7 protein-coding genes are annotated in these 12,883 nt (G+C 69.9%); 5 read left to right on the forward strand and 2 right to left on the reverse strand.

Going from position 1 to position 12,883, the window contains the following annotated elements; genetic code table 11:
- Positions 1 to 166 precede the first annotated feature (166 nt).
- Positions 167 to 1,132 carry a TerC family protein gene (locus tag ACSMXX_RS26080; RefSeq protein WP_473184975.1) on the forward strand — a complete coding sequence of 322 codons (966 nt, stop codon included), beginning with the start codon at positions 167 to 169 and terminating at the stop codon, positions 1,130 to 1,132.
- Between the two features lie 51 nt (positions 1,133 to 1,183).
- On the opposite strand, the gene ACSMXX_RS26085 is transcribed toward ACSMXX_RS26080, so the two are convergent.
- Both ACSMXX_RS26085 and uvrA read right to left on the reverse strand, forming a co-directional pair.
- The gene (locus ACSMXX_RS26085; protein ID WP_473184976.1) at positions 1,184 to 4,501 is read right to left on the reverse strand and encodes a phosphodiester glycosidase family protein; all 3,318 of its coding nucleotides are present in this window, start codon (positions 4,499 to 4,501) and stop codon (positions 1,184 to 1,186) included.
- Between the two features lie 515 nt (positions 4,502 to 5,016).
- Positions 5,017 to 7,980, reverse strand: coding sequence for an excinuclease ABC subunit UvrA (gene uvrA, locus ACSMXX_RS26090; RefSeq protein ID WP_473181123.1), 2,964 nt, complete (start codon positions 7,978 to 7,980; stop codon positions 5,017 to 5,019).
- A 214-nt stretch (positions 7,981 to 8,194) separates the two neighbouring features.
- Here uvrA and ACSMXX_RS26095 point away from each other — a divergent pair, with 214 nt between their 5' ends.
- From ACSMXX_RS26095 to rapZ, 4 genes are all read left to right on the forward strand, one after another.
- Positions 8,195 to 8,926 (forward strand): maleylpyruvate isomerase family mycothiol-dependent enzyme, encoded by a 732-nt coding sequence (locus ACSMXX_RS26095; protein ID WP_473181124.1) that lies wholly within the window; start codon positions 8,195 to 8,197, stop codon positions 8,924 to 8,926.
- A gap of 102 nt (positions 8,927 to 9,028) precedes the next feature.
- Positions 9,029 to 9,685, forward strand: coding sequence for an MBL fold metallo-hydrolase (locus ACSMXX_RS26100; protein ID WP_473181125.1), 657 nt, complete (start codon positions 9,029 to 9,031; stop codon positions 9,683 to 9,685).
- A 123-nt stretch (positions 9,686 to 9,808) separates the two neighbouring features.
- Entirely contained in the window at positions 9,809 to 11,818 is a 2,010-nt protein-coding gene (uvrC, locus tag ACSMXX_RS26105) for an excinuclease ABC subunit UvrC (protein WP_473181126.1), read from the forward strand.
- A 25-nt stretch (positions 11,819 to 11,843) separates the two neighbouring features.
- Positions 11,844 to 12,872 (forward strand): RNase adapter RapZ, encoded by a 1,029-nt coding sequence (gene rapZ / locus ACSMXX_RS26110; RefSeq protein ID WP_473181127.1) that lies wholly within the window; start codon positions 11,844 to 11,846, stop codon positions 12,870 to 12,872.
- Positions 12,873 to 12,883: the final 11 nt, after the last annotated feature.

The following is a 12,883-nucleotide window of genomic DNA, read 5'->3' on the forward strand; positions in this document are numbered from 1 at the left end:
ACTCTTCTTTGTGCGGAGGGGAGTACTCCCGGCACCCAGCGGTGTCCCCGTCAGTACGGACCGGATGTGACCGGTCCCGGGGCGCCGGCCCGGCAGCGCGTCACAGCGTGCGCCAGGTGGAGGAGACCTCCGGCCGATGCGCACACGCGAGCCGGAGGATGAGTACATGGATGTCTCCCTGAACGTCTGGGCACTGACGATCGTCGGTCTCTGCGCCCTCATCGCCGCCGACTTCTTCATCGGGGGGCGCAAACCGCACGAGGTCTCCCTCAAGGAGGCCGGGGTGTGGACCACCGTCTGGATCGTCCTGGCCGGACTCTTCGGGGTCGGGCTCTGGCTCTTCGGAACGACCGAGGCGTCGGGCGAGTTCTTCGCGGGGTTCATCACCGAGAAGTCCCTGAGCGTCGACAACCTCTTCGTCTTCGTCCTGATCATGGCGAAGTTCTCGGTGCCGGCCGCCTATCAGCAGCGGGTGCTGATGGTGGGCGTGCTGATCGCGCTGGTGCTCCGGGCCGTCTTCATCGCCGCGGGCGCCGCGATGATCTCGGCCTTCTCGTGGATCTTCTTCATCTTCGGGGCGTTCCTCATCTGGACTGCCTGGAAGCTCATCCAGGACGCCCGCGGAGGCCATGAGGAGGAGTACGAGGAGAACCGCTTCCTGAAGATGGTTGAGCGGCGCGTCCCCTCAACGAAGGATTACCACGGCACGAAGCTGTTCGTCGTCGAGAACGGCAAGCGCCTGATGACGCCCATGCTGATCGTGATGCTGGCGATCGGCTCGACCGACGTCCTCTTCGCGCTGGACTCCATCCCGGCGATCTTCGGCCTCACCCAGGACCCGTACATCGTCTTCACCGCCAACGCCTTTGCCCTGATGGGCCTTCGGCAGCTGTATTTCCTCATCGGCGGCCTGCTGCAGAAGCTGGTGCATCTGTCCTACGGGCTGTCGGTCATCCTCGGCTTCATCGGCGTCAAGCTGGTGCTCCACGCGCTGCACGAGGCCGGTGTGCATGTGCCGGAGATCAGCATCCCCGTGTCTCTGGGCGTCATCTGCGCCGTGCTCGTCGTCACCACCCTCACGAGCCTCGCGGCCACACGGAACACGAAGGACAAGAAGGACGTGGACGCCTGAGCGGAGCGGTGCCCGGCCCGGCCGGGCACCGCTCCGCCTGCGCCGGGGGGATCAGCGGGTGATCGTCACCTGCCGCTCCGTCCGCTCACCCGCCACGTCCACCGCCAGCGTGACGGTCCCCGGCCGGTGCGCGGTGAGCGTGCCGGTCCGCGGATCGTACGAAGCGGAACAGCGCCCCTCGTCCGCGGCGTTCCGGCCGCCCTTGACGCAGAGGTTGCCGGAGCCGGACCAGTCCGTGCTGAGCGGCCAGCCGGCCGGCACCTTCCGTGCCGACTCGCCCTCTCCCTGTGTGACGGTGGCCGCGGCGCGTGCCGACTTGCCGACTCGCAGTTCCGTCGGCGCGTCCATGGTGAGGCCGTCGACATGTGCCCTGGTCTGCGCGGCGATCCAGTCCTGAGTGTGCCGAGGGGCCTCCTGGTCGACGCCGAGCAGAGACCAGCCGGTGAAGCCGCCACGCTCCGGCGGTGCGGCCGGCGCCTTGCCGGAGTTCCCGTTGACCAGGTACGGCACGCCGCTCACCCGGGACGCGTCGAAGACGCCCGCGTGCGCCCCGATGAATGCGGCCCCCTTGCCGGTACGGGCACGGAAGCCGCCCAGCCAGTCCTCCAGCAGGTCCGCCTCCATACGGTCCGTCAGCCGGCTCGCCTCCTGCCCCGTCGGGTCCCGGGGAGGCACGTGCTGCACGAGCGTCACGGACGAGACGGAGGGATCACCCGCTGCGGCGTCCAACTGCCGTCGCAGTCCCTGCAGTTGGGCGTACCCCCCGCCGCGTACGGAGAGCGAGGAGGTGTCGAGGGTGATGAACCGGGTGCCCTTGTGGTCGAACGTGCGCTGCGGCGAACCGAATTCGGCGGTGAAGTTCGCGATGCTGCCTCCCATCACCTCGTGATTGCCCGGCACGTAGTACCACTCGACGGCGTCTCCCAGTTCCTCCTCCAGCACGCGGCGCGCGAAGCTCAGATCCTCCTCCGACCCTTCGTCGACCAGATCGCCGTTGACGATGACGAAGTCCGGCCCCGCCGCGCGGATCTCCCTGAGGGTGCGGCGGGCCTGCCGTACGACCGGGCTGTCCGGATCGCGGGCCACGAACTGCGCGTCGGACATCACCGCGAACCGCCAGTCGCGTCCCGCGACATCGGCCGCCGTCGAGATGAGCGGATCGTGCGGACGTGCCGTCTCCGGCAGCTCGACGTCCGGCGGAATGCGGGCCGTCAGCTCGTCGAGGACGACTTCACCGGTGTACTGCTCGGCGGGTCTGGTCTCGGCGAGGTAGAAACGGTGCACCCGGAGCGGGTAGTTGACGTTTTCCGGGACCTCGAAGGCGACCTGCTGCCAGCCCTCCTCGGTGAGGTGCCCGCCGCGCAGCACATGGTCGGTGCCGCCGGCGTCCTTCAGATGCAGCGAGGGCCAGGCGCCCTTGCCGTCGCTCCTGATCCACATGGTGAAGCTCTGCGGCTGCCCCGGTACGGGCACTTCCGCCGGCGGTGTCGCGTACGCGGCGCGGGTGGCGGTGGACCGGCTGAAGTCGTAGGTCATCCTCAGCCCCGTGCCCTCCCTGCCTCCGGGGTCGGCCGCCAGTGAGCCCTCGGCGCGTGCGGCGCTGAACTTCCAGTCCGCGGCGTCGTCGAAGCCTGCGGTCCTCTCCTCGTGCAGCCCGACCGTGACGGCGAGTTTCGTGGTGCGCCCCCTGACCTCGACCGTCACGACACCGGACGCCGACTCCTGACCGGGCCGCGCCGTCACGGCGAAGCCGCCCCTGGCGCTGTCGGGACGGATGGAGAAGAGCGAACGGTCGTATTCCAGGCGGGCGTCGGCCGGATCCACGGGCGCGCTGGTGCCGCCGGCGTCGAAACCGACGATGCCGAACGAGCCTTCGGCGCCGCCGTCCGCCAGCCCGACACGCTCACGGGTGGGCCTGATGCGGGAGAGGTCGCCGATGACCGACAGATGCGTCGAGCCGCGCGCCTCGCCCTGGTGTGCGGTGACCCGGGTCGAGCCGGCGCGGCGGGCGTGGAAGACACCGTCGCCGTCGACCCGCCCTACGCCGGGACGGGCCGCCGACCAGCGCGGACTGCCGTTGGCCGGGCCGTAGGACTCGTCGTAGCCGGCGGCCGTCAACTTCCTTGTCAGGCCCGGGAAGACCCGCTCGGGGTGACCGACGGGCATGTTGTCCGCGGTGGGGGCGGCGGCCGGGTCTGCGGCCGCCTCCACCCAGAAGTCCTTCAGCGCTCCGCTGCCCTCGGGAGCGGTCAGAGCCAGCCCGTTGGGCACCTCGCGCTCCTCCCCGTCGGACGGCGCGTTCTCCAACTGGGCGTGTTCGGCGCCCGGTTCGCGCGCGAGGAGGGTGGATGAGCCGCCGCCGTCCAGATTGAGGGCGTTGTAGGCGCCCAAGTCCTTCATCATCAGGGCGAGTTCGGTGAGCGTCACACCGCCGGAGGCCGCCTGGCGTCCGTCCACCGACATCACGTGCATCGTCGTGCCGTCCTTGGAGAAGCCGACCGCGGTGCGGGGGGCCGTCGCGTTGTTGGGCCTGCCCTCCCAGTTCTGCGGCTGCCCGTCGACGACCAGCAGGCCCCTTCCGCCGACCGCGGTCCGGGGGACGCGACTGCCGTCGTCCGTACGGGCGTGGTATTCGAGCGAGACGCGGTCGCCCACCCTCAGCCCGTCCAGCCTCTTCGCGCCGGTGTCGCGACCGACCAGCACCGTGGTGTCCTCGGCTATCGGGCCGCTGCCGGGCTCGTCGGCGACCTCGGTGACGCGGCCGTGCCGCAGCCGTACCTCGGTGGATTCGGGGTCGCTGTCGGTGGTGAGTGCCCGATCGGCCTTTCCCCACCGGGAGTTGTAGGCGCCGATGCCGTTCTCGGGGACGTTGGCCGCGTTGTAGGCGGTCAGCGGGTGCTTGCCCTCGGGGAGGGTGAGGGTGCCCTCGAAGTAGAGTCCGAGGATCCGGCCCGCCGCGTCCGGGCCGAAGCCGAGGGAGTCGCTGTTGCCGGCCGCGGGGGAGTGCGTCACGTGGCCGTCGCGCACACCCGGGCCGAGCGGTGCCCCCGTCTCGTCGATGTCGAAGAAGTCGGCGTTGAAGGCCGCGACGGTACGGCGGCCATCGCCCGGGTCGTGCGCCTCGACCTGCTCGCTCAGGGGTTGGCGGGTGGAGACCTCGCCGGAGGAGAGGTAGTCGGCACGGGTGCCGCCGCTGCTGCCGCTGCCGTCGCTTTGGCTGTCTCGGCCGTCTCCTCTGTCGCCGTCGTCGCCGCCGCCGAGTTCGACGCTGAGAGCGTCAGCCCGCAGCCACTTGTCCGGCTCCAGCCGCTGGAACGAGGTGAGCCGGGCGCCGGGTGCGACGGGGCGGCTGGTGCGGGACAGCTCCATGCCGTCGCCGTCGGGGATGCCTGCGGGGGCGGCGGCCGCCGCCGGCTGTGGTGCGCTGATCCGAGTGGTCGCTGGGAGTACGGGGGCGGCCGCGGGGGCCGCGTTCGCCGACGGTGGCTGAATCACCGTCAGAAACGAAAAAGCGGTCACTGCGCTGAGCAGTGACCGGGCGAGGACTCTTCTGCGTACGTTTACTCGTATCACAACATCCCCTGTAAACACGGGTGTTCCGTGCGCTTTCTGCGCACAGCGCCGCAAAGGGTCTCAGCGGTGACCGGTCCGCACCAGATGTCCGGAAGAAAATTCGGAAAGAACCATGTGCATCAACTCCCGTTCTGCGCGGTCCAGTTGAGAACACGGAACGTGGAACGGAACGGGACCCGACGACAAAGCGCCGCGCGGCGGCGGGGAGTTCGCAGGCTCTTCTCGAACTCCCCGCCGCCGCGCGGGTGGATGTGAACTATGAACGTGCGGGCGACCCGCGGCCGAGCCCCACCGGGACGCCCGCGGCGCGGCTACCGCTTGCTCTTCGAGGCCCGCTTCCGTGCGGCGCCCCCGGACGAAATCCCCTTGCGCGCGGCCGTCTTCACACCCGCGGCCGCCGGCGGCGGCGCGTCGCTCACCCGGTCGCCCAGCACGTCCCGCAGGAACTTCCCCGTGTGACTCGCCGGGATCGCCGCCACCTGCTCCGGGGAGCCTTCGGCGACGACGAGGCCACCGGCGTACCCGCCCTCCGGGCCCATGTCGACGACCCAGTCCGCGGTCTTGATGACGTCCAGGTTGTGCTCGATGACGATGACCGTGTTGCCCTTGTCGACCAGACCGTCCAGCACCGAGATGAGCTTGCGGATGTCCTCGAAGTGCAGCCCCGTCGTGGGCTCGTCGAGCACGTACACGGTGCGCCCCGTGGAGCGCTTCTGCAGCTCGCTCGACAGCTTCACGCGCTGCGCCTCGCCGCCGGAGAGCGTCGGCGCGGGCTGCCCGAGCCGTACGTAACCCAGGCCCACCTCGTTGAGCGTCCGCAGATGGCGGGCGATGGCGGGCACCGCCTCGAAGAACTCCGTCGCCTGTTCGATGGGCATCTCCAGCACCTCGGAGATGCTCTTGCCCTTGTAGTGGACCTCCAGCGTCTCCCGGTTGTAGCGCGCGCCGTGGCAGACCTCGCACGGCACGAACACGTCCGGCAGGAAGTTCATCTCGATCTTGATGGTGCCGTCGCCGGAGCAGTTCTCGCACCGGCCGCCCTTGACGTTGAAGGAGAAGCGCCCCGGCTGGTAGCCGCGCACCTTCGCCTCCGTCGTCTCCGCGAAGAGCCTGCGCACATGGTCGAAGACCCCTGTGTACGTCGCGGGGTTGGAGCGCGGCGTCCGGCCGATCGGCGACTGGTCGACGTGCACGACCTTGTCCACCAGGTCGTCGCCGTCGACCCGGGTGTGCCGGCCGGGCACCGACTTGGCGTTGTTCAGCTCGCGGGCGAGATGGGTGTAGAGGATGTCGTTGACGAGGGTGGACTTGCCCGAGCCGGAGACGCCCGTCACCGCCGTCAGCACGCCCAGCGGGAACGACACGTCGATGTCCTGGAGGTTGTTCTCACGGGCACCGCGCACCGTCAGCTGACGCTCCGGATCGGCCGGCCTGCGCACCTGCGGCAGTGGGATGCTCTTCCGCCCGGCCAGGTAGTCACCGGTCACCGATTCGGCGGTCTCCAGGAGTTCCTTCATCGGGCCGCTGTGCACGACCTTGCCGCCGTGCTCGCCCGCGCCCGGGCCGATGTCCACGACCCAGTCGGACGCCTTGATGGTGTCCTCGTCGTGCTCGACGACGATCAGCGTGTTGCCCAGATCCCGCAGCCGTACCAGCGTCTCGATCAGCCGGTGGTTGTCTCGCTGGTGCAGCCCGATCGAGGGCTCGTCGAGCACGTACAGCACACCCACCAGGCCCGAACCGATCTGTGTGGCCAGCCGGATGCGCTGCGCCTCGCCGCCGGAGAGCGTCCCGGCCGCGCGGTTGAGTGTCAGATAGTCCAGGCCGACGTCGACGAGGAAGCGCAGCCGCTCGTTGACCTCCTTCAGGACCCGCTCGGCGATCTTCTTGTCCCTGTCGCTGAGCGTCATCTCGCGCAGGAAGTCGGCGCATTCGCTGATCGACATCGCCGAGATCTCGGCGATCGACTTCCCCTGCATCGTCACCGCGAGCACGACCGGCTTCAGGCGGGTGCCGTCACAGGTGGGGCAGGGCACCTCGCGCATGTAGCCCTCGAAGCGCTCCCTGCTGCTGTCGGTCTCCGCCTCCTGATGCCTCCGCTTGACGAAGGGCACGACCCCCTCGAAGGCCGTGGTGTAGGCACGCTCCCGCCCGTACCGGTTGCGGTAGCGCACCTCGATCTGCGTCTTGTGCCCGTACAGGAGCGCCTTCTTGGCCCGCTGCGGCAGCCCGGCCCAGGGGATGTCAGTACGGAAGCCGAGCGCGTCGGCGAGCGCACCGATGAGGCGGCCGAAGTAGTCCCGCGTGTGCCCGTGCGACCACGGGTGCAGGGCGCCTTCGTCCAGCGACTTCTCCTCGTCCGGGACGATCAGCTCCGGATCCACCTCCATGCGCGTGCCGATGCCGGTGCAGTCGGGGCAGGCGCCGAAGGGCGAGTTGAAGGAGAAGGTGCGCGGCTCCAGCTCCTCGAACGACAGGTCGTCGTACGGGCAGTAGAGGTGCTCCGAGAACATCCGCTCGCGCTGCGGGTCGTCCTCGTCCAGGTCGACGAAGTCGAGGATCACCATGCCGCCCGAGAGGCCGAGCGCCGTCTCCACGGAGTCCGTCAGCCGCCGCTTCGCGCTCTCCTTGACGGTGAGGCGGTCGACGACGACCTCGATCGTGTGCTTCTCCTGCTTCTTCAGCTTCGGCGGTTCGGACAGCTGGACGGTCTGCCCGTCGACGCGCGCCCTGCTGTAGCCCTTGGTCTGCAGCTCGTTGAAGAGGTCGACGTACTCGCCCTTGCGCTCACGCACCAGCGGCGAGAGCACCTGGAAGCGGCTGCCCGGCTCCAGGCCGAGCACCCTGTCGACGATGGCCTGCGGCGACTGGCGGGTGATGGGCCGGCCGCACTCCGGGCAGTGCGGCTTGCCGATGCGGGCGAAGAGCAGCCGGAGGTAGTCGTAGACCTCGGTGATCGTGCCGACCGTCGAGCGCGGGTTGCGCGAGGTCGACTTCTGGTCGATGGAGACCGCGGGGGAGAGGCCCTCGATGAAGTCCACATCGGGTTTGTCCATCTGGCCGAGGAACTGCCGGGCGTACGCGGACAGCGACTCGACGTAGCGGCGCTGGCCCTCCGCGAAGATCGTGTCGAAGGCCAGGGAGGATTTGCCCGACCCCGACAGACCGGTGAAGACGATGAGCGAGTCGCGCGGGAGGTCGACCGAGACATTCCGGAGATTGTGCTCGCGAGCGCCACGGACAAGAAGACGGTCAGAGGCCACGCCGGTTGGCACCTTTCGTGTGAGAAGCAGGGTGCCCCGACTGCGCAGGAGCCCCCCGCTCAAGACTAGAGGCGGTGCCGTCCGAGTGTGTCCCGGACCGTGTCGGTACCGCCCTCAGAGCTTATAGCACGTGCATTCGATTCTGAGTCTCCCTTGCGGAAGTCCTGCGGGTCGTGCCGCGTTCGTGTCTTCCACCCGGAGGAGCGCCGGAGCTAGCTTGGAGATCATGACGCAGTCAGCGAACCCCGCCGCCTCCGCTCCCGATCCCGTCGCCGACGCCGCCGCGCTGCGGGCCGCCACCGGCACGCTCCTCGCCGAAGTCGAGCAGCTCGACGACGCCACCGCGTCCAAGCCCTCGCTGCTGCCCGGCTGGACCCGGGGTCATGTACTGGCCCACCTCGCGCGCAACGCCGACGCCCTGCTGAACGTCTTCGCCGAGCGGCCCATGTACACCAGCGCCGAGAGCCGTGACGGCGACATCGAGCGCGACGCCGGACGCACCGTGGCCGAGCACCTGGCGGACCTGCGCGAGAGCGCCGCACGCCTCGACGGCGCCTTCGCCGCCCAGAGCGACTCCGCCTGGCAACGCACCGTGGAACTGCGTAACGGCGTGACGGACCGCGCGTATTCCCTGCCGTTCCGGCGCTGGATCGAGGTCGAGCTCCACCACGTCGACCTCGGCATCGGCTACGCCATGGACGACCTGCCCGCCACGTTCATCGAGCGCGAACTGGCCAACATGGCCCGGCGCTTCTCCGGTCACCCCGGCATCTCCGCACCCGTCGAACTCCGTACGGAGGACGGCGTCAGCTGGCGTACGGGCGCGGCCGGGGACGACGCCTCGAAGACCGTCGTCGTCGCCGGGAGCCCCACCGCCCTGGTCGCCTGGCTGACGGGGCGCAGCTCCGGCGCGGGGCTCTCCGCGCGCGACCCGCTCCCGGAACTGCCGGCTCTGTAGTACGGCCGGGTCCAGCCGCGCCTGGGTCACGCGCTGCATGTCCGCACATCGCCATGCCGCCGCTCTGGCGCGGGCCCGTGGGGCACCGCCTAGGCTGTCGTCATGGCTTACACCGGAGAGGTGCAGGTCGGGGGACCTGCCGACGTGCACGAGCTGACCGACCTGATGATCTCCAAGGTCGCGGTCGGCCCCATGAACAACAACGCCTACCTGCTGCGCTGCCGCAGGACCGGCGAACAGCTGCTGATCGACGCGGCCAACGAGCCGGAGACGCTGCTCGAACTCATCGGTTCCGACGGCATCGCATCCGTCGTCACCACCCACCGGCACGGGGACCACTGGCAGGCCCTCGCGCCGGTCGTCGAGGCCACTGGCGCCCGTACGTGCGCCGGCCGCTTCGACGCCGAAGGGATCCCGGTCGCGACCGACGTACTGGTCGAGGACGGTGACACCGTCCGGGTCGGTGAGAACGAGCTGACCGCCCGGCACCTCGTCGGTCACACGCCCGGCTCGATCGCCCTCGTCTACGACGACCCGCACGGGCATCCGCATCTCTTCACCGGCGACTGCCTGTTCCCTGGCGGCGTCGGCAACACCCACGACGACCCCGAGGCGTTCGCGAGTCTGCTCCACGACGTCGAGACCAAGCTCTTCGCCCAACTCCCCGACGAGACCTGGGTCTACCCCGGCCACGGCGGTGACACGAACCTGGGCGCCGAGCGCCCCAGCCTCGCCGAGTGGCGCGAGCGCGGCTGGTGACGCCGCCGGTCTGACGGTGCGGCGGGGTGCGGCGGCGCACGGCTGCCGCACCCTCGCCGCAGCCAGGCCGGGCCCCTGCGGCGGGCGAGGGTGCTGTCATCGCACGGACGTAGGCTGTGCGGCATGGCAGACCCCTCCAGCTACCGTCCCGAACCGGGTGAGATCCCCGACTCACCGGGGGTCTACCGGTTCCGGGACGAGCACCGACGGGTGATCTACGTCGGGAAGGCCAAGAGCCTGCGTCAGCGGCTCGCGAACTACTTCCAGGACCTGGCCGGACTTCATGTGCGCACCCGCACCATGGTCACGACCGCCGCCTCGGTGGAGTGGACGGTGGTCTCCACGGAGGTCGAGGCGCTGCAGCTGGAGTACTCCTGGATCAAGGAGTTCGATCCCCGTTTCAACGTCAAGTACCGCGACGACAAGAGCTATCCGTCCCTCGCGGTGACCCTCAACGAGGAGTATCCGCGGGTCCAGGTGATGCGCGGCCCGAAGAAGAAGGGCGTGCGCTACTTCGGTCCGTACGCACACGCGTGGGCGATCCGCGAGACCGTCGACCTGATGCTGCGTGCGTTTCCCGTACGCACGTGCTCGGCCGGTGTGTTCAAGCGCTCCGCCCAGATCGGCCGCCCCTGCCTGCTCGGTTACATCGGCAAGTGCTGCGCCCCCTGCGTGGGCCGCGTCACCGCGGAGGAGCACCGCGAACTGGCCGAGGAGTTCTGCGACTTCGTCGCCGGGCACACGGGCTCGTACCTGCGCCGCCTGGAGCGCGAGATGAAGCAGGCGTCCGACGACATGGAGTACGAGAAGGCGGCACGGCTGCGCGACGACATGGACGCGCTGAAGCGCGCCATGGAGAAGAGCGCCGTGGTCCTCGCGGACGCCACCGACGCCGACCTGATCGCCGTCGCCGAGGACGAGCTGGAGGCAGCGGTCCAGATCTTCCATGTGCGCGGCGGCCGGGTACGGGGCCAGCGCGGCTGGGTCACCGACAAGGTCGAGGAGATCGCCACGCCCGAACTGGTCGAGCATGCGCTCCAGCAGCTCTACGGCGAGGAGAGCGGTGAGGGCGTCCCCAAGGAGGTCCTGGTCCCCGCGCTTCCCGAGCCTCCGGAACCGGCCGCGCAGTGGCTCGGCGACCGCCGCGGCTCGGCCGTCAGCCTGCGCGTACCGCAGCGCGGCGACAAGCGCGCCCTGATGGAGACGGTGGAGCGCAACGCACAGCAGGCCCTTGCCCTGCACAAGACCAAGCGCGCGTCCGACCTCACGACGCGCTCGCGCGCGCTGGAGGAGATCGCCGAGGGCCTCGGTCTGGACTCGGCGCCGCTGCGCATCGAGTGCTTCGACATCTCCCACTTCCAGGGCGACGACGTGGTCGCGTCGATGGTCGTCTTCGAGGACGGCCTCGCCCGCAAGAGCGAATACCGCCGCTTCCAGATCAAGTCGGTCGCCGGTCAGGACGACGTCCGCTCGATGCACGAGGTCGTCAGCCGCCGCTTCCGTCGTTATCTCCAGGAGAAGCGCCGCACGGGCGAGTGGGGCGGCGAGGGCGAGCAGCCCGCCGAGGGCGAGGGCCCGGAGCCCGCGGAGGGCTCTCCCGCGCGCACCGGAGCGCGCGACGAGGACGGCAGGCCCCGGAAGTTCGCCTACCCGCCCCAGCTCATCGTGGTGGACGGCGGCCGTCCGCAGGTCGCCGCGGCCCGCAGCGCGATGGACGAGCTGGGCATCGACGACGTCGCCGTCTGCGGGCTCGCCAAGCGCCTCGAAGAGGTGTGGCTGCCGGAGGAGGAGGACCCCCTCGTGCTGCCCCGCACGAGTGAGGGCCTCTATCTGCTTCAGCGAGTACGTGACGAGGCGCACCGCTTCGCGATCAGGTATCAGCGCAGCAAACGCTCCAAGACCCTGAAGGCGAGCCCGCTCGACGCCGTCCCCGGCCTCGGGGCGTCCCGCAAGCAGGCGCTGCTGAAGCACTTCGGCTCCCTCAAGCGGCTCCGCGCGGCGACCGTCGAGGAGATCTGCGAGGTACCGGGTGTGGGCCGCAAGACGGCGGAGACGGTCGCCGCCGCGCTTGTCACGAAGTCTTCCGGGCCGGCCGTGAACACAGCGACCGGTGAGATCGTTGAAGAAGAGTGAGCCACGAGGACGGGGGGCGGAGAGCATGAGCAGCGAGCACGAGCAGGAACAGCCCAGAGACGCCGGCCGGGCCGGAGAGCCGGTGCAGCCGGGCCCCGGCACGGGCACCGCCACTGGCCCCGGCACGGGCACCGGCACAGACACAGCCCCGGGTGCGGACGCGTCCCCGCCCGCGGACGCGCCCGTGGACGCCGTGATCCCGGAGCTCGTGATCATCTCCGGCATGTCCGGCGCCGGACGCAGCACCGCCGCCAAGTGCCTGGAGGACCTCGGCTGGTTCGTGGTCGACAATCTCCCGCCCGAGCTGATCCCCACCATGGTCGACCTGGGCGCGCGCTCGCAGGGCAATGTCGCGCGCATCGCCGTCGTCGTCGACGTCCGCGGGCGGAGCTTCTTCGACAACCTCAAGGAGTCCCTAGCGGACCTCTCCCAGCGGCAGGTCAAGCGCCGCATCGTCTATCTGGAGGCGAGCGACGAGGCGCTCGTACGCCGCTTCGAGTCGGTGCGCCGCCCTCACCCGCTGCAGGGCGACGGCAGGATCGTCGACGGCATCGCGGCCGAACGGGACCTGCTGCGGGAGCTGCGCGGCGACGCCGACATGGTCATCGACACCTCCGGCCTGAACGTCCACGAGCTGAGGGCCAAGCTCGACGCCCGTTTCGCAGGCGAGGAGGAGCCCGAACTCCGCGCCACGGTGATGTCTTTCGGGTACAAGTACGGGCTTCCCGTTGACGCCGATCTCGTCGCCGACTGCCGCTTCCTCCCCAACCCGCACTGGGTCCCGGAGCTGCGCCCGTACAACGGCACGAGCGAAGAGGTCTCGGACTACGTCTTCGACCAGCCGGGCGCGAAGGAGTTCCTGGACCGCTACGCCGAGCTGCTCCAGCTCATCGCCGCCGGGTACCGCAGGGAGGGCAAGCGCTACGTCACCGTCGCGGTCGGCTGCACGGGCGGAAAGCACCGCAGCGTCGCCGTGTCGGAGAAGCTGGCCCGCCGGCTTTCCGACGCCGGTGTGGAGACCGTCGTGGTGCACCGCGACATGGGACGTGAATGAGGACGTGAGAA

The organism is Streptomyces sp. DSM 116795 (genome assembly GCF_055792905.1).